The organism is Flavobacterium sp. UBA7663, from assembly GCF_002483315.1.
In the GTDB taxonomy this organism is placed as follows: Bacteria; Bacteroidota; Bacteroidia; order Flavobacteriales; family Flavobacteriaceae; genus Flavobacterium.
Map to the genome: position 1 here is coordinate 199,893 of NZ_DLHR01000020.1, position 26,171 is coordinate 226,063.

28 protein-coding genes are annotated in these 26,171 nt (G+C 31.7%); 22 read left to right on the plus strand and 6 right to left on the minus strand.

What is annotated here, in order from left to right; all coding sequences use genetic code 11:
• Position 1 precedes the first annotated feature (1 nt).
• Entirely contained in the window at positions 2 to 1,252 is a 1,251-nt protein-coding gene (locus tag B2741_RS10040; protein WP_291138403.1) for a TolC family protein, read from the minus strand.
• Positions 1,252 to 1,845, minus strand: a complete 594-nt coding sequence (locus B2741_RS10045) for a TetR/AcrR family transcriptional regulator (RefSeq protein WP_133606754.1) — start codon at positions 1,843 to 1,845, stop codon at positions 1,252 to 1,254. Before B2741_RS10045 ends, B2741_RS10040 begins: the two co-directional genes overlap by 1 nt.
• Before the next feature lie 212 nt (positions 1,846 to 2,057).
• On the opposite strand from B2741_RS10045, the gene nirK reads away from it, so the two are divergent.
• From nirK to B2741_RS10065, 4 genes are read left to right on the plus strand one after another with little or no spacing between them, the layout of a single operon-like run.
• Complete coding sequence (gene nirK / locus B2741_RS10050; protein WP_291138407.1) at positions 2,058 to 3,524, plus strand: copper-containing nitrite reductase; 1,467 nt, start codon at positions 2,058 to 2,060, stop codon at positions 3,522 to 3,524.
• A 16-nt stretch (positions 3,525 to 3,540) separates the two neighbouring features.
• The gene (locus B2741_RS10055; RefSeq protein ID WP_291138410.1) at positions 3,541 to 4,326 is read left to right on the plus strand and encodes a formylglycine-generating enzyme family protein; all 786 of its coding nucleotides are present in this window, start codon (positions 3,541 to 3,543) and stop codon (positions 4,324 to 4,326) included.
• 23 nt (positions 4,327 to 4,349) lie between these two features.
• A complete protein-coding gene (locus B2741_RS10060) occupies positions 4,350 to 4,943 on the plus strand; it encodes an SCO family protein (protein WP_133606758.1) in 594 nt (197 codons plus the stop codon).
• A gap of 30 nt (positions 4,944 to 4,973) precedes the next feature.
• Positions 4,974 to 6,251, plus strand: coding sequence for an alginate export family protein (locus B2741_RS10065; RefSeq protein ID WP_291138414.1), 1,278 nt, complete (start codon positions 4,974 to 4,976; stop codon positions 6,249 to 6,251).
• Between the two features lie 127 nt (positions 6,252 to 6,378).
• Here the strand turns inward: B2741_RS10065 and ric are convergent, their stop codons facing one another.
• Entirely contained in the window at positions 6,379 to 7,101 is a 723-nt protein-coding gene (gene ric / locus B2741_RS10070) for an iron-sulfur cluster repair di-iron protein (RefSeq protein WP_291138417.1), read from the minus strand.
• A 164-nt stretch (positions 7,102 to 7,265) separates the two neighbouring features.
• Between ric and B2741_RS10075 the strand changes: the two genes are divergently transcribed.
• From B2741_RS10075 to B2741_RS10160, 18 genes are all read left to right on the plus strand, one after another.
• Positions 7,266 to 7,700: a c-type cytochrome gene (locus B2741_RS10075; RefSeq protein ID WP_291138420.1), complete on the plus strand. Its 435-nt coding sequence runs from the start codon at positions 7,266 to 7,268 to the stop codon at positions 7,698 to 7,700.
• 16 nt (positions 7,701 to 7,716) lie between these two features.
• A complete protein-coding gene (locus tag B2741_RS10080) occupies positions 7,717 to 9,054 on the plus strand; it encodes a cbb3-type cytochrome c oxidase subunit I (RefSeq protein ID WP_291138423.1) in 1,338 nt (445 codons plus the stop codon).
• A gap of 108 nt (positions 9,055 to 9,162) precedes the next feature.
• Positions 9,163 to 9,948, plus strand: coding sequence for a CbbQ/NirQ/NorQ/GpvN family protein (locus tag B2741_RS10085; RefSeq protein ID WP_133606766.1), 786 nt, complete (start codon positions 9,163 to 9,165; stop codon positions 9,946 to 9,948).
• A 12-nt stretch (positions 9,949 to 9,960) separates the two neighbouring features.
• The gene (locus B2741_RS10090) at positions 9,961 to 11,727 is read left to right on the plus strand and encodes a nitric oxide reductase activation protein NorD (RefSeq protein WP_291138427.1); all 1,767 of its coding nucleotides are present in this window, start codon (positions 9,961 to 9,963) and stop codon (positions 11,725 to 11,727) included.
• Between the two features lies 1 nt (position 11,728).
• Positions 11,729 to 12,697, plus strand: coding sequence for a DUF438 domain-containing protein (locus B2741_RS10095; RefSeq protein WP_291138429.1), 969 nt, complete (start codon positions 11,729 to 11,731; stop codon positions 12,695 to 12,697).
• 14 nt (positions 12,698 to 12,711) lie between these two features.
• A complete protein-coding gene (locus B2741_RS10100; RefSeq protein ID WP_291138432.1) occupies positions 12,712 to 13,368 on the plus strand; it encodes a carbonic anhydrase in 657 nt (218 codons plus the stop codon).
• A 2-nt stretch (positions 13,369 to 13,370) separates the two neighbouring features.
• Positions 13,371 to 13,940: a cytochrome c oxidase subunit 3 gene (locus B2741_RS10105; RefSeq protein WP_291138435.1), complete on the plus strand. Its 570-nt coding sequence runs from the start codon at positions 13,371 to 13,373 to the stop codon at positions 13,938 to 13,940.
• 11 nt (positions 13,941 to 13,951) lie between these two features.
• On the plus strand, positions 13,952 to 14,191 hold the full coding sequence (locus B2741_RS10110) for a cytochrome C oxidase subunit IV family protein (protein ID WP_291138438.1): 240 nt from the start codon (positions 13,952 to 13,954) through the stop codon (positions 14,189 to 14,191).
• Positions 14,192 to 14,315: 124 nt separating this feature from the next.
• Entirely contained in the window at positions 14,316 to 16,121 is a 1,806-nt protein-coding gene (locus B2741_RS10115; protein ID WP_414655309.1) for a hypothetical protein, read from the plus strand.
• A gap of 2 nt (positions 16,122 to 16,123) precedes the next feature.
• Positions 16,124 to 16,558 carry an OsmC family protein gene (locus B2741_RS10120; RefSeq protein ID WP_291138444.1) on the plus strand — a complete coding sequence of 145 codons (435 nt, stop codon included), beginning with the start codon at positions 16,124 to 16,126 and terminating at the stop codon, positions 16,556 to 16,558.
• 169 nt (positions 16,559 to 16,727) lie between these two features.
• Positions 16,728 to 17,207: a c-type cytochrome gene (locus B2741_RS10125; RefSeq protein ID WP_291138447.1), complete on the plus strand. Its 480-nt coding sequence runs from the start codon at positions 16,728 to 16,730 to the stop codon at positions 17,205 to 17,207.
• Between the two features lie 63 nt (positions 17,208 to 17,270).
• Entirely contained in the window at positions 17,271 to 19,256 is a 1,986-nt protein-coding gene (gene nosZ / locus B2741_RS10130) for a Sec-dependent nitrous-oxide reductase (RefSeq protein WP_291138450.1), read from the plus strand.
• Between the two features lie 163 nt (positions 19,257 to 19,419).
• Positions 19,420 to 20,004, plus strand: coding sequence for a hypothetical protein (locus B2741_RS10135; RefSeq protein WP_291138453.1), 585 nt, complete (start codon positions 19,420 to 19,422; stop codon positions 20,002 to 20,004).
• Positions 20,004 to 20,423, plus strand: a complete 420-nt coding sequence (locus tag B2741_RS10140; RefSeq protein WP_291138456.1) for a nitrous oxide reductase accessory protein NosL — start codon at positions 20,004 to 20,006, stop codon at positions 20,421 to 20,423. The genes B2741_RS10135 and B2741_RS10140 overlap by 1 nt, the downstream gene beginning before the upstream one ends.
• Positions 20,424 to 20,429: 6 nt before the next feature.
• On the plus strand, positions 20,430 to 21,659 hold the full coding sequence (locus B2741_RS10145) for a nitrous oxide reductase family maturation protein NosD (RefSeq protein WP_291138459.1): 1,230 nt from the start codon (positions 20,430 to 20,432) through the stop codon (positions 21,657 to 21,659).
• A complete protein-coding gene (locus B2741_RS10150; RefSeq protein WP_291138462.1) occupies positions 21,656 to 22,378 on the plus strand; it encodes an ABC transporter ATP-binding protein in 723 nt (240 codons plus the stop codon). Before B2741_RS10145 ends, B2741_RS10150 begins: the two co-directional genes overlap by 4 nt.
• On the plus strand, positions 22,362 to 23,129 hold the full coding sequence (locus tag B2741_RS10155) for an ABC transporter permease subunit (RefSeq protein ID WP_291138465.1): 768 nt from the start codon (positions 22,362 to 22,364) through the stop codon (positions 23,127 to 23,129). Before B2741_RS10150 ends, B2741_RS10155 begins: the two co-directional genes overlap by 17 nt.
• Positions 23,130 to 23,165: 36 nt before the next feature.
• A complete protein-coding gene (locus tag B2741_RS10160) occupies positions 23,166 to 23,537 on the plus strand; it encodes a group III truncated hemoglobin (protein ID WP_291138468.1) in 372 nt (123 codons plus the stop codon).
• A 106-nt stretch (positions 23,538 to 23,643) separates the two neighbouring features.
• Here B2741_RS10160 and B2741_RS10165 read toward each other — a convergent pair whose 3' ends face one another.
• From B2741_RS10165 to B2741_RS10175, 3 genes are all read right to left on the minus strand, one after another.
• Entirely contained in the window at positions 23,644 to 24,198 is a 555-nt protein-coding gene (locus B2741_RS10165; RefSeq protein WP_291138470.1) for a fasciclin domain-containing protein, read from the minus strand.
• Between the two features lie 86 nt (positions 24,199 to 24,284).
• Positions 24,285 to 25,502 (minus strand): hypothetical protein, encoded by a 1,218-nt coding sequence (locus B2741_RS10170; RefSeq protein WP_291138473.1) that lies wholly within the window; start codon positions 25,500 to 25,502, stop codon positions 24,285 to 24,287.
• Positions 25,502 to 26,089 (minus strand): Crp/Fnr family transcriptional regulator, encoded by a 588-nt coding sequence (locus B2741_RS10175; RefSeq protein WP_291138476.1) that lies wholly within the window; start codon positions 26,087 to 26,089, stop codon positions 25,502 to 25,504. The genes B2741_RS10170 and B2741_RS10175 overlap by 1 nt, the downstream gene beginning before the upstream one ends.
• Positions 26,090 to 26,171: the final 82 nt, after the last annotated feature.

Here is a 26,171-nt window from a genome sequence, read left to right on the forward strand (position 1 = left end):
TTTAATTTCCTTTAATAATTTGATAATTTGCTTGAGTTAATTGTAGCTGTATTTGGTGTGATTTTTGATTGTTTTTTGATTCAAAAAGTTTATCAATTTCATTTAAATATTCCGAAGTTGTAATAACACCATTTTTCATTTGAGCTTCAGACGATTTTACTATTTTTTGGCGTAAATCAATTATTTCTTCATCCGATTTTAGTTGTTGATTTATTTTTTGAATTTCAAAATCTGTTTCTTGTAATTGTCTATTTAAGTTTAATTGAAAAGTTTCTTTTTCAGATGCTATTAATTGTTTTGATATTTCAAGAACTTCTTTTTCTTTTTTTGTTTTATTCCAATCAAATAATGTCCAATTCAATCCAATTCCTGTCACATAAAAAGCTTCAAATGAATTATTTAGCATGTTCAATGCGGGGTTTCCGTAACCGCCTTGTATAAAAGCATTTAATTTAGGGAGATTTGATTTAGAAACGATGATTTGTGAAGCTTCTAATTGCTGGTTTTGTAAATTAAAAAAATCAAATTCAGGACGTAATGCTTCTGTAGTTTCTAATGATATTGAATTTTCTAAAATTATATTCTCATCAAAATTTGTTGCGGTTAATTTTTCTAGATGATACAGTAGTTTTCTTTTATCAAATTGTAAATCGTTTATTTGTTGTTGAATTTTAATGATTTCAGCTTCTAAAACTTGCTCAGAAGCTGGCAATATTGCACCGAATTTAACAGCCGTTTTCACTTCTTTGTTCTTCTCTATTAATAAACTCATTTTTGATTGCAATAATTCATTTTTTTCTTGCAATAATAAAATGCCAAAAAAGTATTGGTTAACAATATTTTTTAATTGATATAGAGACACTTCAATTTGTTGTTGTTGTGTTTTAAATTGAATTTCTTTTAGTTTTGACTGAGCATTTAACAATCCACCATTATAAATCAGCTGATTGACATCAAGAGTTGCTCTGTATTGGTCTTTATTTAATGGCTCTATAGTTGCATTAGGTAGTGAAAATGGAATTTGTGTTACTTCTGACTGATAGGTTGCTTGAGCGTTTAATGATACTTTTGGTAATTTATCTAATTCTATTATTTCATTTTGTAATTTGAGCTGAGAATTTAAAGCTTCATTTTGTTTAGATAACGGATAATTAATTCGTACTAATTCATAACATTTATCAAGAGAAATTTTCTCTTGTGCATTTGTATAACCATATAAGGTTACAAAAAAGATTAAGATTAGATTTTTCATTACTTTTTAATTGAGGTGATAATTTGTTCGTAAATATATTTTTTACGTTCTTCCATTAGTTGCATAAATTCTTCATTAGATACCTGAATCATACCTTTAAGCAAAGCTTGAGCTGCAAAAGGAAAAACTGTCATTGAAAAAATATCTATCAATAATTGTTTTGGATTAATTGGTTTTAGAATACCTAACTTGATTTCATTTTCAATTTGATGAATTAATTTTGTTGGATCTGGTCGATTCTCTTTTTTAAGAAATTTTGTAACAAACTCAGGGTTATTATTCATTTCCTGAATTATGAATTGTGGTAAGAATGGATAATTCATTACAAATGAAATATAACTATCAGTGAATTTTTTTATCTTTTCAAAGATGGAATCCTGAGATTTAAATATTTCATTTATTTGTGGAGCTAATTTTCCAAATGCATTCATAAATACAGCTTCAAATAATAACTCTTTGTTTTTGAAACAATAGTGAAGCATGGCCTTATTTATACCTGCTTCATCTGCAATTTCTTGCATTCTTGCTCCTTTAAACCCTTTTAATTGGAATACTCTAAATGCGGCCTCAAATATTTTTTCTTCTGTTGTCATAAGTTAACTATTTGGTTTAACCATTTGGTTAACAAATGTACTTTTTTTATTTCAGTTTAACTATTAATAAATCATTTTAATATTTTTTTAACTTTTTTTTGAAACATGATTTTTATCATATTAAAGGATGTTTTTGTCTTTTAATTTTGACCTATAAAATGATAGTAACGAAACTATTATTTAAACCAATATTTAAAACTAATTTTTCTACCATGAGTAATTTTATTAAAAAAGTTTTGGTATTATGTGTAGCTTGTGCGGCAAGTATAGCATGTAAACAAAACGGTGACTCAACCACCAATTATGCTGATATTGCAGTTGGTGATCAAATGATTGCAGAACTAACAGCACCTCCATTTGTTCCAAAACCTGTTGGAGATCGTCCTGCTAAAAAATTAATTGTAAACATGGAAATCAAAGAAATCGAAGGAGAAATGGCCGACGGTGTTAAGTATGTTTACTGGACTTTTGGAGGTAGTGTTCCAGGAAGTTTTATTAGAACTAGAGTAGGTGATGAAGTTGAATTTACTTTGAAAAATCACCCAGACAACAAATTGCCTCATAACATCGATTTACATGCCGTTACAGGTCCAGGTGGTGGAGCAGCATCTTCTTTAGTAGCGCCAGGACATGAAAAAACATTTAATTTTAAATGTATTAATCCTGGATTGTATGTGTACCATTGTGCAACAGCTCCTGTGGGAATGCACATTGCAAACGGAATGTATGGTTTAATTTTGGTAGAACCAGAAGGTGGTTTACCTCCAGTAGACAAAGAATACTACGTAATGCAGGGTGATTTTTATACGAAAGGTAAATATGGAGAACCAGGAATGCAACCTTTTGACATGACAAAAGCAGTAGATGAACATGCGGATTACGTAGTCTTTAACGGAAAAGTAGGTGCTTTAACAGGTGATAAAGCTTTAACCGCTAAAGTAGGTGAAACAGTTAGAATTTACATGGGTAATGGTGGTCCAAACTTAGTTTCATCCTTTCACGTTATTGGAGAAATTTTTGATAAAGTACATATAGAAGGTGGTGACATGATCAACAAAAATGTACAAACTACTTTAATTCCTGCTGGTGGTTCAGCTATTGTAGAGTTTAAAGTGGATGTTCCTGGAACATTTATTTTAGTAGACCATTCCATTTTTAGAGCATTTAATAAAGGAGCCTTAGGAATGTTAAAAGTAGAAGGAGCCGAAAATGCTAAAATTTACTCAGGTACTACACAAGAAGGAATATATCATCCAGAAGGAGGAACCATCCAAAATATGCCAAAAACTGGTAATGGTAAAGAAGTTGTCGTTAATAAAACTTTAAGCCAACAAATGACAGATGGTAAAAACATTTATTCAAGAACTTGTTTTGCATGTCACCAGTCAGAAGGACAAGGTATTCCTGCAGCGTTCCCTCCGCTATCTAAATCAGATTTCTTAAATGCAGATCCAAATAGAGCTATAAGCGCAGTACTTCATGGTTTAAGCGGCGAAATTACAGTGAATGGTAAAAAATTTAATTCAGTAATGACTAGTCAAAACCTTACGGATCAAGAAATTTCAGATGTTTTAACTTATGTATATAATAGTTGGGGAAACAACAAAACAAAAGTAACTCCAGAAATGGTTAAAATGCAGAGAGCAAAACCAGCACCAAAAACAAAAGATATACATTAATATAAAAAAATAAAGAATGGAAGCTCAATTTATTAAACGATTTCACTACTGCCTAATTTTATTATTTTGGGTTTCCATTTCTTTTTCTCAGGTATCCGAAGATATGGTAACCATAGGAGCAGGGAGTTATGTTCCTTTATATGGAACTGCAGATAAAAAACCAGTCTACATCAAATCCTTTTTGTTAGATGTATATCCGGTTACAAATCAAGAATATTTAGAATTCTTAAAAACCAATTCGGCTTACCGAAAATCAAAAATCAAACGTCTTTTTGCCAATACCACTTACTTATATGAATGGAGTGGCGATTTGAATTTCGGTAAATTAAATCCGAATGCACCTGTTACCAATGTTTCTTGGTTTGCGGCAAAAGAATATTGTGAATGCCAAGGCAAAAGATTAGCCTCATTAGAAGAATGGGAATATGTAGCTATGGCCGACGAAAAAAGAAAAGACGCTCGTTCAAGAGAAGAATTCAATAAATACATTTTGAGTTGGTACGAAAAAAACAAAACCTATAATAATTCTGTTGGGAAAACATTCAAAAATTACTGGGGTGTTTACGATATGCACGGACTAGTTTGGGAATGGACTTTCGATTTTAATAGCATCTTTTTATCAGGAGAATCTAGAAAAGATAAAGATACCGATAAAGATTTGTTCTGCGGAAGTGGTTCTGTCAACGCAACCGATTTAATGAATTATGCCGCTTTTATGCGCTATGCTTTTAGAGGCAGTATAAAAGCGAATTACACTACAAAAAATTTAGGCTTCAGATGTGCCAAAAACATCTCTAATTGAGTTTTCAATTAAAAAAATATGTCATGAAAAAGATAATTTTACTAGTAATTGCCTCTATTTTTATTTTAGGATGCAATTCAAAAGAAGAAAAACAAAATATAAAAGATAAACCTATAACCGATTTATCAATTTATAATTTGCCTGAAAAATGGACCAATCAAGACGGAAAAGATATTGAGCTGAAAGATTTGAGAGGAAAAGTACTAGTTATGGTGATGATTTATACTTCATGTAAATCTGCTTGTCCAAGATTAGTAGCTGATATGCGAAATATTGAATCTAAAATTCCGGAAGAATACAAAGATAAAGTCCAAATGGTTTTAGTAAGTATCGATCCAACAGTAGATACTCCAGAACGATTAAAAGATTTCTCTATCGAAAATAAAATGACTGGAAATCAATGGGTTTTCTTACGTTCTAATGAAGAAAACACTAGAGAGTTTGCAGCGGTTTTAGCAGTAAATTATAAAAAAATATCTCCAATTGATTTCTCACATTCCAATATAATTAGTGTATTTAATGCGGAAGGTGAATTAGCATTCCAACAAGAAGGTTTAGGAGTTAGTTACGATAAAACGGTTTCAAAAATCAAAGAAGAAGCAGAGAAAGTAGAGTAGTGGCTTCCAATTCAAAATCTACAAAAAAACATGAAACTTCACAATAAATTTATGGTTGCAGTTGCTTTTGCAATTTCAACAGCGGGTTCTTTTGCTCAAGAGTTAGAAGTTAACCTACAAATAAGACCTCGTTTTGAATACCGAAATGGATTCAAAGAACTAATGAAAGATGATTTTTATCCAACTTCGTTTGTTTCCCAACGCTCGAGAATGATTTTTTTCTACAAACAAGAAAAATTTAAAGCCAATTTATCACTTCAAAACGTAAGAGTTTGGGGCGATGTGGCTACAACTTCACCATCTGATAAAAATGGAGTGGCTCTATTCGAATCTTGGATTTCGTATGATTTCAATACAAACTGGACAGCTAAATTCGGTCGACAAGTGCTTTCATACGATAATCAAAGAATTATGGGTGGAATCGATTGGTTACAACAAGGCCAAAGTCACGATGCGGTTTTGGTTACAAATAAAAAAAATAACTACCAAATGGATTTCGGAGCTGCGTTGAATAATAACAATGAAGCTCTTTACGAATCTGCATATGTGACGAACTATAAAAACATGCAGTTTATTTGGTTCAACCAAAAATTTTCAAAACTAAGTTTAAGCTTTTTAGCGTTGAATAATGGCTATCAATATGAAAATTTAACCGAAAATAAATTCCAAGTAGCGTATTTGCAAACCCTTGGAACTTATGGAAAATGGGATACTTCAAAATTCTATGGTAATTTCGGTTTGTATGCTCAAACAGGTGAAGCTGCTGTTATTAACGATAAAGTTGATGTTGGTGCGTATTATGCGGGATTTAATTTAGGATACAAATTCACAGCTCCATTTAAAGCCGAATTAGGTTTTGAATATTTATCAGGAAAAGATCAAAATGATACTGATACAAAAGTAAAATCATTCACGCCAATATTTGGAACCAACCACGGCTTCAATGGTTTTATGGATTATTTCTATGTTGGAAATCATAAAAACTCAGTAGGATTGCAAGATGTTTACACTAAGTTTATTTACGATAAAAATAAATGGCAAGTAACGTTATCTCCACATTTATTTTATAGTTCGGCATCAGTTTACAACATGACTACTTTAGAAGAACAAGACAATTATTTAGGAACAGAAATCGATATAACAGGGACTTATAAATTAGATAAAAACTTTATAATTTCTGGAGGTGTTTCTAAAATGTTTGGAAGCAACACTATGGAAATTTTAAAAGGAGGGAATAACAACAATTGTAACAATTGGGCTTGGGTAATGGTATCATTTAATCCGCAATTGTTTACATATAAAAAATAGGTTAATTAATTATAAATAGGGTTATTGTTAATTAAAAAAGGACTGCTAATATAAAGTTTAGCAGTCCTTTTACTTTAAAAAGAGTCGCCATGTAATTATGACGACTCCGTTTAAAGAACCTAATTAACTAATAAAACTTATCTTGTAAAACAACGGCACTTGGAAACAAAATATTATTTTCTAAATGAATGTGCGCATGTAAATCTGCTTCAAATTCTTGTAACATTTGGTACGTTACTTTGTACGTGTTACAAGCATCTGCAGGCGGTGTATAATTGTTTGATAATTCTACAATTTTTTCAAATCGTTCACCTTCATTTTCATGTTCTTCCATCATCATGGCAATTGGGTTGGCTACAGAACCAAATCCAGGAATATTTATAGGTGAATTATTTCTATTGGCTTCCACCATTTTTTTGATGAATGGAAATAAAATTAACTCTTCTTTTTTCATGTGTTGCGTTAATTCATCAGCACTTCTTTTGAATAATTTTTTAATTTCAAAAAGTTCTGGATGTTGTGCACCATGTACTTGCTCTAGCTTAATTAAAAACGAAAGCAATTGCGGGATTTTCTCTTCCACATAACGATGGTGTTTTTTTTCAATATAATCAATCAGTAAATCTAATTCCCAAGATTTAAAATCAATGCCTTGATTATTGTTGTTAGATGTTACTCTTTCTAATTCATCTAAAAGAGCAAATTTATCTAGTCCTTTTTTTGCACATACTTCATCAATAGTTCGGTTCCCTTTGCAACAAAAATCGATACCTAGTTGACTAAAAACACCTGCGGTTCTGTAATCGTCAGCTACTATTGTGCCTACTGTTTTGTTTGAATCTATAACCATATTTCTATATTTAATATTATAAAAGACAAATTTATCCTTAATTTAATTTTCATTATATGATTTTAATCATATTTAATGTTTTTTTTTGTTGTTTATTTTGCTGTATAATTAAAAAGGATAAAAAAGTCCTTAATTATAAATTATTCTTAACTAATATCTAAAATATGTTATCAAAATCACAAGCACGAGCATTTTTTTTAGGCGGAACAGTAGTTACCTTTTTAGTCTTTATTGGCTTAACTATCTACTCGTTCATGCCTAAAAATGATCAAACTTATCATGATAAGATTGATGCAAAAGTTATTCGAGGAAAAGAAATTTGGGAATCGAATAATTGTATGGGTTGTCATACCATACTTGGTGAAGGAGCGTATTATGCTCCTGAGCTAACAAAAGTTATAGAAAGAAGAGGAGAAGGCTACGTAAAAGCCGTTTTACAATCTCCTGTTCCTTGGGGACCAAAAGGCAGAAAAATGGTCAAATACGAAATGAATGATGCCGATGCAGAAGCGATGGTCGCTTACTTTAAATGGATTGGTAACATTGATTTGAATGGTTTTGATCGAGTGGTTTCTCCTTTAGCTAAAGACAAAAAATAATCCAAAATATAGAGTTATGAAATATAAATCACAAAAAGTAGCGTATTGGTTCTTTGGATTATGCATGTTATTATTTGCATTACAAATTATCTATGGTTTTATTATGGGCTTTGCCCGAATAGGAATGGATGGTCTTCATGACTTTATTCCGTTCAATACAGCGAGAGCCGTTCACACTAATTTATTAGTAGTTTGGTTATTAACTGGTTTCATGGGAGCCGCATATTATATTATTCCTGAAGAAGCACAAAGAGAATTAGTCAATGTAAAATTGGCATATGTACAGTTGATTTCCTTAGCAGTTGTTGGAGTTTTAGCTATTGTTGGGTATCACTTTAATATTTGGGAAGGTAGAAAATTCCTTGAAATTCCAAGAGAATTAGATATTTTGGTTGTTATCAATGTTTTATTGTTCTTAGGATTAATCCTCACCACTTTATATAAAGCAGAAAGACGAACAACAACCTCCTTGGTTTTAACAATGGGATTGGTTTTCGCAGCATTGTTATATTTACCTGGTATGATTTGGTTTGATAGTCAAGTCACCGATTCATTCTTCCGTTGGTGGGTAGTGCATTTATGGGTTGAAGGAGTTTGGGAACTAATCATGGGAGGTATTTTATCGTACTTATTAATCAAACTTACTGGTGTTGATAGAGAAGTTATTGAAAAATGGTTATATGTAATTGTAGGATTAACGTTCCTTTCAGGTTTATTAGGAACAGGTCACCATTATTATTATATAGGAGTTAATAAAATTTGGTTAATCGTAGGTGGAATTTTCTCAGCATTAGAACCATTAGCGTTCTTAGCGATGGCATTATTCGCGGTGTACATGTATAGAAAAGGTGAAAAATCACATCCAAACAAAATTGCTTTATTCTGGACAATTGGCGCTTCTATCGTATCTTTTGTAGGAGCTGGGTTATTAGGTTTTGCACATACATTACCACAAACGAATCTTTACACACACGGAACATTAGTAACAGCAATGCACGGTCACTACGCATTCTGGGGTGCTTATGCTATGATTGTTTTAGCAATTATCAGCTATGCGTTGCCCAATTTAACAGGAAGAAAACGTTACAACAATACAAGTGGTCATATGGCTTTTTGGTTGTCAAATGTGGGAATGTTAGGAATGACGGTAGCTTTTGGAGTTGCTGGTGTTGCTCAAGTATATTTAGAACGTAAAATGAAATTAGATTTTATGGATGTTCAAAATGAAATTGCAATTCACTTCGTAGTGTTACTGCTTTGTGCAACCCTTTTTACAATAGGAATTACATTATTCATTATTGAGTTTATCAAATATGGTAAACCCACAGATGAAGCACTTGTAAAAGAAGAATAGTTATTAATTATTTTGGTTAGAAATTTAAAATTAATAGCTAACCGAGACCAAGTGCCCAGAGTTGTCGCTGCCAGCATTTGGTTTCGGTTTTTTTTAAAATAAATTGTCATGATAGTAGCAGAAAAAACAATATTTTATAAAGCAGTAGGTTCAGAAATTGAAGTTTTCAATCAGATTAACCAATTGCAATTGCCTTTATTATTAAAAGGGCCAACAGGTTCTGGAAAGTCTCGTTTTATCGAATACATGGCGAATGAATTGAATAAAACATTAGTCACCGTAAGTTGTCACGAAGAAACTTCAGCAACCGATTTAATTGGGCGTTTCATTATCAAAGGAGCCGAAACTATTTGGATTGATGGACCTTTATCCATAGCCGTAAAAAACGGATATATTTTATATCTTGATGAAGTTGCCGAAGCACGACCAGATGTCATCGTAGCCATTCACTCCTTAACCGATCACAGAAGAGAACTTTTCATTGATAAATTAGGAGAAACTATTAAAGCACATCCTGATTTTCTATTAGTCGCTTCGTTTAATCCAGGTTATCAAAAAGGATTTAAAGAATTAAAACCATCCACTCGTCAACGATTCGTTGCCCTTTCATTCGATTATCCAAATCCAAAAGTTGAAACAGAAATTTTAATTAACGAAACAGGAATTGAAGCTGATATTGCTCAAAAGTTAGTTACTATAGGAACTAAAATTAGAAATCTTACCGAATTAGGTTTAACCGAAACCGTTTCTACTCGATTATTAGTTGACGCAGCCAAATTGATCAACAACGGATTACCAAAACGATTAGCGGTTCACGTTGCCGTTGTAGAACCTTTAACAGACGAACAAGAAACCATTCAAGCCTTAAAAGATTTGTGTGATTTAATGATTTAAAAGAATTGAAAAATGGGCTTTGAATTAGATGAGATTATTTATAAAAAAGTACTCAAATACTTTAAAAACAAGCGACTAAATGATGTTGAAACTCTTAGCCGTCAAATCAACTTGTCTGATATTAAGCCACGATTAACACTTTTTGCAAGAGCCATCTCTGGTGCTCCAATCGAAATTTTTCCTGCCGAACGCGAAGGGGGTTACAAAAACAAAAACTTTTTCTTACCAATTAATTGTTCGCTATTTCCAACAAAAGAAGAAAATCTAAAATTCTATTTTTTTAGAACGGTGTATTTGAGTGTTCAAAAACAATTGAATTTGAATTGGGATAACCAAGACATTTTACCTGAACTTTCTTTGGAAAAAGCTACAGAAACCGCACCATTGGTTTTAGAAAAAATGTTTCAGGATTATCCATCCATGCAAGAGTTTTATTATGATGCTGTGTCAAAATTACCCATCAATAAAAAAGATCAAACCATTGATTATTCTTGGTTGTACGGAAAATGGATGAAAAATACGCCCGAAATTGAAGACGAAAATGTGTTGAAAAGCTTTGATGACAATACTAAGAAAATTCAAAATAACGTAGTAGCCGAAACCACACTTCATGCGAAAGCCGTTGAAGAAATAGAATCGCTTGCGATTGACAAAAAACAACAAGAAGATTACGTATTAATGCACAGTTTCGAGAAAATTGAAACAGCAGAAGAATTCAACGGAAATTGGCGCGATTTTGATGGTGCCGATGATTTAGAACAACATCAAGAAGCTTTAGAAGAAATGAACATGCGATTCACCGTTCGTGTAGATGATATGGTGCATTCCGTTTATCAAGCGGATTTTGTCGAAAATACTTCCATAGCCGAAAGTGCTGAGGTAGATGAAAAAGGCTTCCATTTAAAATATAACGAATGGGATTTCAAAAAACGAAATTACTTAACAAACTTCTGTAAAGTATATCCGAAAACCCAACTTAAAACTCACGCAACTTATTATAAAAACACGATGGCAAAGTACAAAACCACTTTAAATGGTTTACGAAAAATGCTTACTAGCGTGAATAATAAAATGCAACAACAACGAAGACAATTACAAGGTGACGCTTTCGATTTAGACGCGTTAACCGATTTATATACCGATATTCATTCTGGAAAATCGCCTGACGAACGCATTTATTTATCCCAAAGAAAGAAAAATAAAGAAATTGCTATTTTGGTTTTGTTAGACATTAGTCTTTCAAGCGATGGTTATGCCGCTGGAAATCGGGTGATTGATGTAGAAAAAGAAGTTTCCATTTTATTTGGTGAAATTTTACATGAGTTCGACATCGATTTTGCGATTGACGGATTTTATTCCAAAACCAGAAATTTCACAACCTATTTAACTTTGAAAGATTTCAACGAAAGTTGGGACAAAGCCAAACATAAAATAGGCGCAGTTGAACCTAATGGCTACACTCGAATTGGTCCCGCTTTACGTCATGCAGGAGCACGAATGGATCAATTGGATGCCAAAAATAAATGGATTATCGTTCTTTCCGATGGAAAACCAAACGATTACGATAAATACGAAGGTCAACACGGTATTCAAGACATCAAACAAGCGTTACGAGAACTAAATGAACGAAAAATTAATTCCTATGCGTTAGCTATTGAAGCGCAAGCCAAATATTATTTACCGCAAATGTTCGGTCAAAATCATTATCAAATATTAACATCTCCTGAAGCTTTGCTGAAATCATTGGTAAAACTTTATGAGAAAATCAAACATCAATAAAATGTCAACATCAGAAACACATACAAACGTGATTGAAGGACATCCCATTCATACTTATTTCGTAGAAAGCGATTTAATACATCAATTATTAGAAGAATTAAATACCATTAATCCAAAAGAAGAATTTCAGAAATTCTATAATGTCTTTAATCATTTAGCAACAGTTGAAAAACGTTTTGAACGAAAAGAAAATCAATTATTTCCGTTTTTAGAGCAAAAAGGTTGGACAGGACCTTCTCGAAATATGTGGTCGTTTCACGATACGATTAGAGAAATGTTTCGCATTGTTAGAAAAAATTTAGAAGAACAAGATTTTACTTCAGCCAAACACAATACCAATTTAATAACTCAAAGTTTATATCGCTTATTGGATGTAGAAGAAAATGTGTTGTTTCCAAATGCGTTGGATTTATTATCAGAAGAAGATTGGATTAAAATGCGAAAAGGAGAAGAAGAAATTGGTTGGATGTTAGCCGAAGCGCCGCCAAAATTCCCAAAAGAATCGGAGTACATTCATCCATCTCAAGATACAGAAAGAAGAACGGATGTTGTTTTTGACGAAAAAGCAGCGCATTACGATGAAGGATATATGACGGTAGAACAAGTAAACTTAATGTTCAAAACATTACCTATCGATTTAACTTATGTAGATGAAAACGATAAAGTAATTTTTTATAATCGAGGCGAAGAACGTGTTTTTCCAAGAAGTGCAGGAATTATTGGCAGGGAAGTTCGTTTTTGTCATCCACCGAAAAGTGTCGATACCGTTTTACAAATTTTAGAAGCCTTTAGAAAAGGAGAAAAAAATGAAGCATCCTTCTGGATAAATTATAAAGAACGTCTAATATACATTCGCTATTTCGCAGTTAGAGATGAACAAAAAAAATATAAAGGCGTAATCGAAATGTCACAAGACATCACCGAAATCAAGCAAATTGATGGTGAAAAACGATTGTTAGAATGGAAATAATTAATTAGAAAATTATGAGAATTATAGGTACCATTTTATTCAGCATTTTTATCCTTTTTATTTTTTCTTGTGAAACAATAGAATATCATCATGTACCTAAAACAGCGGATGAAGCAGTAAAAGAATTGATAGAAGGAAACGAGCGATTTGTAAACAATAAATTGATGCATCATGATTTTATTGATGAAGCACACCATTCAGAAAAAGACCAACATCCGCACACTTTTGTGTTGTCTTGTATCGATTCGCGTGTACCGCCCGAAATTGTTTTTGATCAAGGAATTGGAAATTTATTTGTAGCGCGTGTTGCTGGAAATATCGAAGACGACAATATTTTAGGAAGCATGGAATATGCTGTTCAGGTAAAAGGAACCAAATTATTGGTTGTGTTAGGACATTCCAATTGTGGTGCGGTTCAAGGAGCAATTGATAATGTGAATTTGGGACATCTTACGCAGTTAACCAATCAAATTAAAGTCGCTTTTAGCCATCACAGAACGTATCCATTACCAGAACATTTATCCAATGAAGCAGGACGATTAAACGTACTTTCAACCATAGATCATATTTTGTCATCAAGTCAAATTATTAGAGAATTGGTCAACAAGAAAAAAATCAAAATAGTAGGAACATTTTATGACTTACACACAGGTAAAGTAGAATTTTTATAATAATGAACAATACAAAATCAATATATTATCCGCCAGGAGGCATTTTAATTTGGATAATCATTTATTTGGAACTTATCACTTTTGGAATGGCCATTTTAGCCTTGGCTTATTACGGTTCGGAAGAACGAGAATTATTTCACAATAGTAGTTTGAAACTGAATAAAACAATTGGAACAATAAACACGATTCTTTTATTAACCAGCGGATTTTTTGTAGCCAAAGGAATTCACTTTTTTAAAGCATCCAATGTCAAAAAAACATTAACCTATTTCAATTGGGCAATGGTTGGAGGTTTCGGATTTCTAGTTTTAAAATCAATAGAATATTATGAAAAATTAGAAGCTGGATTACACATGGATTATAATTCGTTTTTTAGATTTTATTGGCTATTAACGGGTTTTCATTTTATACATGTTATTGTGGGATTGGTAATTTTAATAATAATTACGTTTTCTATCAGAGAAAAAAAAACAGAAGCATCCTTTGAAGACATTGAAGCCAGCGCCAGTTTTTGGCATATGTGCGATTTAATTTGGTTGCTTTTATTTCCAGTTATTTATTTACTTTTTTAATTATATAGGTTATGAAAGATACAATTACTTCAACGTTTATTTTATTGCTCACGCTTACTTTAGTGGCTGCGTTTGCGGCATCTAATGTTAGTCCAGAAATCATTGTTACCACGGTTGTTGCCCTGGCGTTTATTAAATTTTGGTTAGTAGCTTTTCAGTTTATGGAATTAAAAAAAGCACATCCTTTTTGGAAATATTTGATTTTAGGTTTTGGTGGTTTGATGGGAATCATTTTAGTTATTTTACTCTAGTTTCTTCAAATTTCAAAGCATGATAATAATCATATATTAATCTGATAGATTGTGTTTTATTTGTTCCTATTTATTTTGGGAAGAAATAAATTGAAATCGCAACGAACAAAAAATATAAATAATGATTTTACAAAAAAACGTACACAGCTTTCATATTCCAGTTATGGGATTAGCTTTTACTATTGACAGTCCCGTGCGAGTAGCTCAATACGGAATTGATTCTGTAATTTCCATAATGGATGACGATTTGATTGAAAAAATGACCGCTTTTTACGCAGAAAAATTCAAACATCCTTACGAAGAAATATCACAAAAGGTAGAAGATTTTAGAGCAAAGCGAATTACTAATTATCTGAATTTATTAGATAAAGTGGTGACTCAAAAATTCGAATCATTCAAATCAGAATTGATAGAAAAAAGAACACAATTAGAAGATTTTATCTCCATTTTACCTTCAAGTTCTGAATTAAAATTGCAATTGGAACAAGTAATAGCGTCTGGAAAAAACAATATGATGGAGTTAAAAACTATTCTAGACCATCATTTTGCACCAGGAAGTATCGATGTGAATATCATGACAAAAATTGATAAAGATAACTTTATTGATGACGAACAATTGCCAGTAATCTATAACGATGCTCATGCCGCTTTGAGAGGTTTTGTAAACAGTACAACAAATTCATCAGTAATCTTTTCTGCTGGAATGAATCCAAGATTATACAGTTACATGGAATCCTTTAACGAATTTTATCCCGATACCAACGGACAATTTCAAAAGAGAATTGTTCTAAAAGTAAGCGATTTCCGTTCGGCCATGATTCAAGGAAATTTTTTAGCTAAAAAAGGTCTTTGGGTTTCAGAATACCGAATTGAATCAGGACTAAATTGTGGTGGACACGCTTTTGCTACCGACGGATTTTTATTAGGACCTATTTTAGAAGAATTTAAAAATAAGAAAGACGAGTTGATGCAATCGGCTTATGCTTTGTTTACACAAGCTCTGACATCGAAAAATAAAGAAGTTCCAAATGAACCACCCGTTTTAAAAATTACTGTGCAAGGTGGAGTAGGAACAGCAGAAGAACACCAGTTTTTATTAGACCATTATCAAGTGGATGCGGTAGGATGGGGTTCTCCATTTCTTCTAGTACCAGAAGCTACTTCAGTTGATATAGAAACACGAAAATTATTGGCCAATGCCAAAGAAGAAGATTTGTATTTGAGTAACATTTCGCCTTTAGGAGTTCCGTTCAATACGATCAAAGGCACAACCAATGATTTTTTTAAAAGCCAACGTATTGCGTCTGGAAAAGCTGGAAGTTCGTGCCCTAAGAAATATTTAGCATTAAGTAAAGAATATAAAAAGGAAGGAAGTTGTACCGCATCTAAAAAACATCAAGACAAGAAAATTGAAGAATTAGAAGATAAACGTAACTCGATTTCTTATGAAGCATATATGAAAGAATATACAGCCATTACCGAAAAATCATGTTTGTGTGTTGGATTAGCAAATGCAAGTCATTTAGAGCTTGGAATTCCAATTAAAGGACAGTCTCAAGGCGTTGTGGTTTGTCCTGGACCTAATATGGCGTATTTTTCAAATGAAGTGTCTCTAAAAGAGATGATTCAGCACATCTATGGAAAAAAGAAAATAGAAAATCACACAAATAGACCCAATATGTTTGTTAAGGAATTAGGCCTATATGTTTCCTATTTAACTAACCAAATTAATGAGGCTTTGGAAATAACGCCTCAACAGATTAAAAAATGGGAAACGTTTAAAATCAATCTTTTAAATGGAATTTCATATTACAAATCGTTTTTTGAAAACAGTTCTTATTTTCAAGGTAACAACCAAGTAATAAGAAAAGAAATGCTAAAAATGGAATCCCAACTAACAAGTTTAGAATTTAATACAATACCCGCTTAATTATGGAAAAACACAGTTATAATTTAAGTTTAGAATGGACAGGAGATAGAAAAGGGATTTTATCATCACCTGAATTTCCATCTACAATTGAGGTGGTTACGCCTCCTGAATTTGATAAAGGAATCGCAGGCCATTGGTCTCCTGAACATTTATTTACTGCTTCGGTTTTAAGTTGTTTTATGACTACTTTTTTGGCCATTGCCGACTATTCCAAGCTAGAATACGAAAAATTTGAATGCAAAGCAGAAGGAATTTTAGAATCGATTGAAGGAAAATTTTTGATGACAGAAATTATTTTAAAACCAATAGTGTACATCAAAAATCAAGAAGAAATTGAAAAAACAGAACGCATTTTGCACAAATCAGAAAAGGCGTGTTTAATTTCTAATTCGATTATTTCAAATGTGGTTTTAGATTTTGAAGTGAAGGTAGTGTAATTTTTATAAATAGGTTTTTGTAAAGGTTGTTTCCAGTTTTGGAGACAACCTTTTTTATTAAACAATTGTTAATAATAAAGATAAAAATATCCTTTTTTATGATTGTAATCATACTTTTAAGCGGCTCAATTTCAGAAATTTGTAGTAATAATTTTAATATTAAAAAATCATGAACAAATCAATTTTACTTGTTTTATCTCTTGCTTTAGCTATAGCATGTGGTAAAAAAGAAGCGTCTGCTGAAGATAATTATCAGCCTGGTGGAGGTGAAGCTACAACTGAAGCAGCAGATCCTGCATCGTATGATCCAAAACGAGGTGAAGGAAAATACGATACCGTTGAGTTAGGAGCAACTTTAGATCAAGCGATGGCCACAAAAGGTGAAGAAGTTGCAGGTGTAAAATGTACATCGTGTCATAAAATGACAGATGAAAAATTAGTTGGACCAGGATGGAAAGGAGTAACCGAAAGAAGAACTCCTCAATGGATTATGAACTTCATTACCAATCCAGATCCTATGATTGACAAAGACCCAGAAGTGCAAGCTCAACTTGAGATTTGTTTGGTTCGTATGCCTAATCAAGGTGTTTCTGATGATGAAGCCAGAGGAATTTTGGAATACATGCGTCAAAACGATGGTGTGAAATAAATGAATAAGGATGTTGGATCGGGTGAAAGTGACTCAACATCCCAAATTTTAATTACATATATCATGAAAAATAAATTTGTACAAGCAATTCTAGTAATTGTATTGGGAAGTGCTTTGGTTACTTCATGTAAACCAAAAAGTTCAGGGGATGCCGTGAGTGGAGATGCTGCCCAACGTGTCTATGTGGCACCTGGTAAATACGATGAATTTTATAATTTCGTATCTGGTGGTTTTAGTGGTCAAATGAGTGTTTATGGACTTCCAAGCGGTAGAATGTTGAAGGTTGTTCCTATTTTCTCTGTTGATCCTGAAAGTGGATGGGGTTTTAGTGAAGAAACAAAACCTATGTTAAACACTTCTGAAGGTTTTATTCCTTGGGATGATCAACATCACTTAGAGTTATCTCAAACTAACGGTGAAGTTGATGGTAGATGGATATTTGCTAATGCAAACAACACACCACGTATCGCAAGAGTTGATTTAAAACGTTTTAAAACTTCAGAAATTATTGAGTTACCAAACTCTGCTGGTAACCACTCTTCACCTTTTATTACTGAAAACACAGAATATGTAGTTGCTGGAACACGTTTTGGTGTACCTGGGGATTACGATAAAGGAGATGTGCCAATTAATACGTATAAAGAAAATTTTAAAGCTCACATCAGTTTTATTAAAGTAGATAAAGAATCTGGTAAAATGGATTTATCTTTCCAATTACGTTTACCAGGTGTGAATTTTGACCTTTCCCATGCTGGTAAAGGAAAATCTCATGGATGGTTTTTCTTCACTTGTTACAATTCTGAACAAGCAAATACCCTTTTAGAAGTAAATGCTTCTCAAAATGATAAAGATTTTATCATGGCTGTCAATTGGAAAAAAGCTGAAGAATATATCAAAGCTGGTAAAGGTAAAATTGAAAAAACAAAATATGCACATAACACATGGAATGACGAAACGCATACAGGAACTTCAGTAATTAAAGATGAAGTTTTAGTTTTAGACGCTATGGCGATGAAAGATATTTGTTATTTAATGCCATGTCCGAAATCACCTCATGGGTGTGATGTTGACCCAACAGGTGAATACATAGTGGGTTCTGGTAAATTAGCAGCATTAATTCCAGTATTTAGCTTTGATAAAATGGTAAAAGCTATTGGTAAAAAAGATTATGAAGGTGATTATGAAGGAATTCCAGTTTTAAAATACAACTCTGTTCTTCATGGAGAAGTTCAAAAACCAGGATTAGGACCTTTACATACTGAGTTTGATGGGAAAGGAAATGCTTATACCACATTCTTCGTATCTTCTGAAGTAGTGAAATGGGATATTAAAACATTAAAAGTTTTAGATAGAGTTCCAACTTATTACTCGGTAGGTCACTTATGTATTCCTGGTGGTGATTCAAAAAAACCTTTCGGAAAATATCTAATTGCGTATAACAAAATTACGAAAGACAGATATTTACCAACTGGTCCAGAATTAACACAATCTGCTCAATTATATGATATTAGTGGAGATAAAATGAAGCTATTATTAGATTTCCCAACTATTGGAGAACCTCATTATGCTCAAGCAGCTCCAGCTGATTTGATTCGTAATAATGGACAGTTGAAATTTTACGATTTAAAAAACAATAAACATCCAAGAGTTTCCAAAGGTGAAAAGGAAACAAAAGTAGTTAGAGAAGGAAATAAAGTACATGTTTACATGACCATGATTCGTTCACACTTTTCTCCAGATAATATTGAAGGAATTAAAGTAGGAGATGATGTATATTTCCACATTACAAACCTTGAACAAGATTGGGATGTTCCTCATGGATTCTCAATTAGAAGAGCACAAACAGCTGAATTACTAATTATGCCAGGAGAGACTGCAACTTTAAATTGGAAACCATCTAAGGTTGGTATTGTTCCATTTTATTGTACAGACTTCTGTAGTGCATTACACCAAGAAATGTCAGGATACATTAGAGTTTCTCCTGCAGGAAGTAATGTGCCAATTAGTTATAGCTTAGGTACAAATTTACCAGCTTCTTCAACAAAATAATTTTTTTAGGGAGCAGGAATGCTCCCTAATTTTTTTTAACCAATAAAACAAAAAATCTTCACTTAAAACTATAATTAAAAGTCATTATTGTTTTTCTAATTGTAAGAAAAACTACAATAATTTATTTGAAACAATCTATGATTTTAACATAAAAATAGAAATCATGAAAGAAAACAATTTAACAATACTTTCTAAAGTTTTGTTGGTACTAGTAGGATTATTATTTATTGGTTCATTATTTGTGCCCATGTGGAGAATTGAATTAGATGCTCCACAATACCCAGAAGGATTAATGTTACAACTTCATGCAAATAAAATTGGTGGAGATGTTGATATAATAAATGGGTTAAATCACTACATTGGTATGGCAACTTTACATTCAGAAAACTTTTTTGAATTTACAGTTCTTCCCTATATTTTTGGTGCTTTTGCATTAACTTCATTAATTTTAGTATTCATTAACAATAGAAAAGCTGTTTTTGGTTTTCTTGTAATATTTATACTCTTTGTAATTCTTGCAGGATTTGATTTTTATAGATGGAATTACGAATATGGACATAATCTTGATCCAAATGCCGCTATAAAAGTGCCAGGCATGGCTTATCAACCTCCATTAATTGGGTATAAGCAATTGTTAAATTTTGGTGCTTATTCAATACCAGATACTGGTGGTTGGATGCTTGTAGTTGCTGGGGGAATATTATTTGCAATAGTTTTAAAAGAATTCAAATTTAAAAAATTAACATAATGAAATGGTTATCTTATTTTTTAATTTTATTAGTATCGGTTTCTTGTGTAACAAAAGAAGCAGAACCAATTAAGTTAAATTCAGACGCATGTGAGTTTTGTAAAATGAAAATTTCAGACGGAAAATTCGGAGCAGAATTAATTACTAATAAAGGAAGAATTTATAAGTTTGATGATATGCATTGTATGATTAGTTATCACAAAGAAAATCAAACAACAAATATTCAATCTTTTTATATTCATGATTTTAATGAAAATAATATTTTGATTCCTGCTGAAACTGCTTTTTATGCGAAAGGAGGGGAGATTAATAGCCCAATGCGTGGCAATATAATTGCTGTAAAAACAGAGGAAGAAGCAAATAAAGTAATTGAAAAATATAAAGCAAATCCAACATCTTGGAGTGAAATAATTAAATAAAATCAAATGAAATATTTTTTAATTATTTTCCTTTTTTTTTCACTTTCTCTAAAAGCCACCACTATTCACGTAGGTAAAAAATATGCAATTAAGTCTGTTAAAAGAGGAATTAGTTTAGCTAAAGTGGGTGATACAGTTATTGTACATAGTGGATGGTACAAAGAAGGAAATATAATAATTGATAAAAAAATTGTTTTTTTAGGAAAGGATTTACCTGTTTTAGATGGTGAAAAAAAGCATGAAGTTTTATCAATACACGCTGATAGTGTTGTAGTTGATGGTTTCAAGGTAATACGAAGCGCTTATGCAACTATTACAGATCCATGCGGCATCAAAGTTTACAATAAAAGTCATGTTTTAATTCAAAATAATGTTTTAGACGATAATTTTTTTGGAATATATCTACAAAATTCTCAAAACTGTATTATTAAAAATAATACGCTAAAGGCATATGGAAAAGAAGAGCAAAAATTAGGCAACGGTATTCATTGTTGGAAATCAAAAGATATTTTAATTATTGCTAATAGAATTGAAGGTCACCGAGACGGAATTTATTTCGAATTTGTTACGAATTCCGTAATTTGGAGAAATATTGCTAATAACAACATACGATACGGATTACATTTCATGTTTTCAAATGACGATGCTTATATTACTAATGTTTTTAAAAATAATGGTGCTGGAGTAGCTGTTATGTTTACCAAAAATGTAAAAATGTTCAATAACTATTTTGAGGAAAATTGGGGAGATTCGGCCTATGGATTATTGCTGAAAGAAATTTCAGATAGTTATATTTTCAATAATCGATTCGCTCAAAATACTTCTGGAATTTACATGGAAGGAACTTCCCGAATTAAAGTAGAAAAAAACGTTTTTAAATCAAATGGTTGGGGAATGAAAATCCAAGCTAGTTGTATGGATAACGAAATTGTAAACAATAATTTTTTAAAAAACACTTTTGATATTAGTACCAATGGTAGCTTGGTTTTAAACACATTCAATGCTAATTATTGGGATAAATATGAAGGTTATGATTTAAATAAAGATGGGATGGGCGACGTTCCTTATCATCCGCTCAGTTTATTTGCTGTACTTACCGAAAACACGCCTTCTGCCATGTTGTTGTATCGAAGTTTTATGATAACGCTTTTAGATAAATCTGAAAAAGTATTACCTAGTATAACACCAGATAATTTTATTGATAATAAGCCCTTAATGAAGTCACTGCCACTATGATTGAGATAAAAGACCTGAATAAAAAGTTTGGAAAATTTGAAGTTTTAACGAACATCAATCTTTCTTGTAAAAAAGGAGAATGCATCGCTTTAATTGGTCCAAACGGATGTGGAAAAACCACTTTGATAAAAGCGGTTTTAGGAATGGTTCTGCCTGATACCGGAACAATTCATTTTAACGGAAACTCTGTTTTAGGAGAATATCTGTACAGAGAAAAAATTGGCTACATGCCACAGATTGGAAGATATCCAGATAATATGACTATTGGTCAAATTATTGAAATGATAAAAAAAATTCGAAATTCTTCTAACAATTTGGACGAAGATTTATTCAATGCTTTCGAATTAGAGAAAATGTTTGATAAGCAAATGCGAACTTTATCTGGTGGAACCACACAAAAAGTAAGTGCGGTTTTGGCGTTTCTTTTTAATCCAGATGTTTTGATTTTAGACGAACCCACTGCTGGTTTAGATCCATTAGCAGCTGAGGTCTTAAAAGAAAAAATAATCAAAGAAAAAGAGAAAGGAAAATTGATTTTGATTACCTCGCATTTACTAAGTGAACTTGACGATTTAATTACTGAAATCATTTTCATGCAGGAAGGAAAAGTGCATTTTCATCAAAAAGTAGACGAGTTAAAAGAAAATACCGGAGAAGAAAAAATATCAAAAGCGATTGCTAAAATTTTAAAGGACAAAAAAAATGAACCGAATAATTAAAATCATCTTATCAGATATCATCAGAAATAAGATTGTTCTAGCTTACACGCTGATTTTGTCAATTTTATCTTGGAGTTCTTTTGCGTTGGAAGATAATTCTGCAAAAGGATTATTGACTATCTTAAACGTAATTTTATTTACAGTTCCATTGGTTTCAATATTATTTGCGACTATTTATTTGTACAACAGTGCTGAGTTTATTGAGCTTTTGCTAAGTCAACCCATAAAAAGAAGAAAAATTTGGTTGAGTTTGTTTTTTGGACTTTCATCGGCAATGGTTTTTGCTTTTTTTATTGGAGCAGGGATTCCGTTATTGATTAATTCTCCAGATAGTATCGGTTTTATGATGTTGCTCAATGGATGTCTAATTTCGGTCATATTTGTTGCTTTGGCTTTTTTGAGTTCAATTTTAACACGAGATAAAGCAAAAGGAATTGGTTTAGCGATTATGATTTGGTTGTATTTCGCACTATTATTTGACGGAATGGTATTGTTTTTATTGTTTCAATTAGCCGAATATCCTATTGAAAATATGATGGTAGGTATAACCGCTTTTAGTCCGATAGATTTGGCTCGAATTCAAATTTTATTGCATTTAGATGTTTCAGCAATGATGGGGTACACCGGCGCTATATTTAAAGATTTCTTTGGTACATTCATTGGCTTAATTGTTTCTTTTGGATTGTTGAGTTTGTGGGCAATTATTCCCTTTTTCATTTCATTGCGAAAATTCAACAAGAAAGACTTATAACAGAAATTTGCTTTTCTACTAAATCAAATTGCAATAATGAAAACAGATATAAGAAATAGAAAAGATATTGAACTTTTAGTAAATACTTTTTACGATACTATTAAAACCGATTCGGTAATAGGATTTCTGTTTACTGAAATTGCTAAAGTAAATTGGGATGAACACTTACCTAAAATGTACGATTTTTGGGAAAACATACTTTTTTACACCGGAAATTATAGCGGAAGTCCAATGCAAGTACATAAGGATTTACATAGTAAATGTCCTATGAGACCCGAACATTTCGAACATTGGGTACACTTGTTTACCGCTACCGTTGATACGTTATTTGAAGGCGAAAAAGCAACAGAAATTAAAGAGAGAGCACTCAATATTGCCAATGTAATCATGTATAAAACATTAAGTTAATATATCTTTATTAATAATTATCATAGCAAGCATATAAACAAAAAGCGTAAACTAGTAAAGTCTACGCTTTTTACCTTTATAAAAAAGATGAATTAATAATTGTTTCTTATTTTGGAAGTAAAACGTCACCAATTACATGTATGATACCATTTGATGTTTCAATTGTAGCAACAATTTCAGATCCATTAACAAACGTTTTTTCTCCTTGTTTGGTAATTTTTACTTTCCCACCATATACCATATCAAATTCTTGACCATCTTGCATATATTCTGTTTTAAGTGAGCCTACATAAGTATGATAACCTAATATATTTTGTAAATCACCTTTTTTCTCTGGTTTTAATAACCCTTCAACGGTTCCAGCAGGTAATTTATCAAATGCTGCATTAGTAGGAGCAAAGACAGTAAAAGGTCCAGCGTTACTGAGAGAAGTTACCAATCCAGCCGCTTTAACTGCTGTTACTAATGTGGTGTGATCTTTACTTCCAGATGCAACTTGTACAATATTTGGATTTGATGTAGCATCAACCACATTTTCCTGTCCGCCAGATGGTACTTCAGTTGTTTCAGATGTAGATTCTGAAGTTGTTTCTTCGCCTTGTTTACAACCAAATGTAATTAGTAAACTGGCTAATAATAAAGTTTTAATGGAATTTTTCATAATGTACAATGTGTAAAAAATTATATACACAAAGTACTTGATTATCTGAATATTATTTTATGAGTTGAATCATAAAAAATACTTTTTTATCTTTTTTTTGAATAAAAAGTTGTCCATAAAATACTTGTAAAAAGAAGTAGGGCAATCCCAAATAAACTCTCGTTTATGAAAGGGATTAAAGTGTAGCTTAATGATGCAACCCCTTGAATTCCTAAAACTACTTCATTTAAAATAACTCCAAGACTAAATAAAATCAGTCCTAAAATGGTTTTTTTATTTATTACTACAAAATTATTTGCATAAACGTAAAATAGAAGAAATAGCGAAATAATAGCTAATAAAATCAAATGCAAATAAGCAATCACAATTGGTCGAAAACCAAAAGCTAATTCACTTACTGCAGGGATAGTTGAACCTAATTGCAATAAAAATTTTACGCTTAAAGCCAAACTGATAAAAATAATTAAATATTTTAAGTATCCTGGAAGATTAACAAAGATGGATTTGTTCTCTTTAATAATAGTTTTGAATAATAAATACCAAATAATTACTTGAACAACAGCAGAAATGGCAGTTATAATATAAATCCAAAGAGGTAAATTTAACCAAAGCGTTGATAAAAAATAACCCGCAATACATGACCAAAATAAAAGTATAAACGATTGAGAATAAATACGATTTGAACTAGTTGTGATTTTTAAATAATCCAATAGTAATCCCATACAAGCAAAGAAAAACCAACCGTTATATTGAAAATGTAAATAATAATAAATGGAAGCCAAATATTCATTCTGATGGATGTTTTTGGTGGCCATCATAAAAGCCAATGCAAAAGTACCTAAAGAAGAAATTACATTAAAAAATAAAGCTGCTTTAAACCATTTTACAGCAATAGATTCCGTTTCAATTTGTTTGCAATCTTTAAAAAATACATAAGCAAACCAATAAGAAACAAAAATTGAAAGGGTAGAAAAAGTTATTGAAACGGTGCCATATCCTTGAATAATAAATGAGAATAGCATCACATAAGAACAAATTAAATTCCCAATTAAAATAGAATTATATTTTTTAAAAATGATTTTATTCTTAAGGTCATATTTTTGTAGAAACGAAATAAGTAAGGTCATCAAAGTATGACTAACCCAACCAGCAAAGGCAAAATGAGAATGCGAATGTTGTAAACTTTTTTGATCAAGTAGTGGAAATTCGAAACCTATTTTATAGCGCATTAAAAGACCAAGAAGAGCTACTAAAAGTAGATTAAATATTGAAAATCGGATCCAAAATGATGTTTTAAACAGCATTAGTAATATAATTTATGATTAATAATTTCCACTTTATTTGTTTTACTCAATTTTGAAAGTTCTCTAATCACAGTTTCAACACGTAAACCAGTAAAGTTGGCGATTTCTTGTCTTGTAAATTCAACCAATTCTTTTTTAGGACAATTTGGATTTTTATGTGCATTTAAAAACGCAATGATTCTAAATTCAGGTTTTTGATTTACAATGTCTTTTGTAGTTCTAGCTTTAGTGTGAATTCGTTCGGCCATCAGATTCAAGAACTGTTTCTGAATAAATGGATATTCCTCTAAAATCCTTAAAAACTTCTCTTTCGAAATTTTAATTAGCTTAGAATCTTTAAAAGCTATCGCTGTTGATGGATAAACTTCATCAATAAATAAAGGAGGTTCTCCAAAACTCTGACCACATTTAAAGTAGCCCTGAGTAAATTCTTTACCTTCTTCGTTTGAATTAAACATTCTTACGCAACCATCAATGATTTGATAGTAAAAATTTGCCGATTCCTCTTCATGGAAAATAATTTCGTTTTTCTTATACTCTTTGGCAATAGCGCCCCAAGTAAATAATAAATCTAAGTCTATCTGCATAAGGGGGATGTTATAGGCTTCAGTTATTTTAGATAAAGCACAAATTAATCTCAATAAAATTAAACAAAATATGACTGAAATC

Bases quoted from the DNA above. Each gene is read 5' to 3' on its own strand.
- B2741_RS10095 (WP_291138429.1), top strand. From the start codon at position 11,729: ATGTCAACATCAGAAACACATACAAACGTGATTGAAGGACATCCCATT.
- B2741_RS10065 (WP_291138414.1), top strand. From the start codon at position 4,974: ATGAAACTTCACAATAAATTTATGGTTGCAGTTGCTTTTGCAATTTCA.
- B2741_RS10170 (WP_291138473.1), bottom strand. From the start codon at position 25,502: ATGCTGTTTAAAACATCATTTTGGATCCGATTTTCAATATTTAATCTA.
- B2741_RS10105 (WP_291138435.1), top strand. From the start codon at position 13,371: ATGAACAATACAAAATCAATATATTATCCGCCAGGAGGCATTTTAATT.
- B2741_RS10045 (WP_133606754.1), bottom strand. From the start codon at position 1,845: ATGACAACAGAAGAAAAAATATTTGAGGCCGCATTTAGAGTATTCCAA.
- B2741_RS10175 (WP_291138476.1), bottom strand. From the start codon at position 26,089: ATGCAGATAGACTTAGATTTATTATTTACTTGGGGCGCTATTGCCAAA.
- nosZ (WP_291138450.1), top strand. From the start codon at position 17,271: ATGAAAAATAAATTTGTACAAGCAATTCTAGTAATTGTATTGGGAAGT.
- B2741_RS10140 (WP_291138456.1), top strand. From the start codon at position 20,004: ATGAAATGGTTATCTTATTTTTTAATTTTATTAGTATCGGTTTCTTGT.
- B2741_RS10145 (WP_291138459.1), top strand. From the start codon at position 20,430: ATGAAATATTTTTTAATTATTTTCCTTTTTTTTTCACTTTCTCTAAAA.
- B2741_RS10040 (WP_291138403.1), bottom strand. From the start codon at position 1,252: ATGAAAAATCTAATCTTAATCTTTTTTGTAACCTTATATGGTTATACA.
- B2741_RS10110 (WP_291138438.1), top strand. From the start codon at position 13,952: ATGAAAGATACAATTACTTCAACGTTTATTTTATTGCTCACGCTTACT.
- B2741_RS10120 (WP_291138444.1), top strand. From the start codon at position 16,124: ATGGAAAAACACAGTTATAATTTAAGTTTAGAATGGACAGGAGATAGA.
- B2741_RS10135 (WP_291138453.1), top strand. From the start codon at position 19,420: ATGAAAGAAAACAATTTAACAATACTTTCTAAAGTTTTGTTGGTACTA.
- B2741_RS10100 (WP_291138432.1), top strand. From the start codon at position 12,712: ATGAGAATTATAGGTACCATTTTATTCAGCATTTTTATCCTTTTTATT.
- nirK (WP_291138407.1), top strand. From the start codon at position 2,058: ATGAGTAATTTTATTAAAAAAGTTTTGGTATTATGTGTAGCTTGTGCG.
- B2741_RS10155 (WP_291138465.1), top strand. From the start codon at position 22,362: ATGAACCGAATAATTAAAATCATCTTATCAGATATCATCAGAAATAAG.
- B2741_RS10055 (WP_291138410.1), top strand. From the start codon at position 3,541: ATGGAAGCTCAATTTATTAAACGATTTCACTACTGCCTAATTTTATTA.
- B2741_RS10150 (WP_291138462.1), top strand. From the start codon at position 21,656: ATGATTGAGATAAAAGACCTGAATAAAAAGTTTGGAAAATTTGAAGTT.
- B2741_RS10160 (WP_291138468.1), top strand. From the start codon at position 23,166: ATGAAAACAGATATAAGAAATAGAAAAGATATTGAACTTTTAGTAAAT.
- ric (WP_291138417.1), bottom strand. From the start codon at position 7,101: ATGGTTATAGATTCAAACAAAACAGTAGGCACAATAGTAGCTGACGAT.
- B2741_RS10075 (WP_291138420.1), top strand. From the start codon at position 7,266: ATGTTATCAAAATCACAAGCACGAGCATTTTTTTTAGGCGGAACAGTA.
- B2741_RS10165 (WP_291138470.1), bottom strand. From the start codon at position 24,198: ATGAAAAATTCCATTAAAACTTTATTATTAGCCAGTTTACTAATTACA.
- B2741_RS10090 (WP_291138427.1), top strand. From the start codon at position 9,961: ATGGGCTTTGAATTAGATGAGATTATTTATAAAAAAGTACTCAAATAC.
- B2741_RS10060 (WP_133606758.1), top strand. From the start codon at position 4,350: ATGAAAAAGATAATTTTACTAGTAATTGCCTCTATTTTTATTTTAGGA.
- B2741_RS10125 (WP_291138447.1), top strand. From the start codon at position 16,728: ATGAACAAATCAATTTTACTTGTTTTATCTCTTGCTTTAGCTATAGCA.
- B2741_RS10085 (WP_133606766.1), top strand. From the start codon at position 9,163: ATGATAGTAGCAGAAAAAACAATATTTTATAAAGCAGTAGGTTCAGAA.
- B2741_RS10080 (WP_291138423.1), top strand. From the start codon at position 7,717: ATGAAATATAAATCACAAAAAGTAGCGTATTGGTTCTTTGGATTATGC.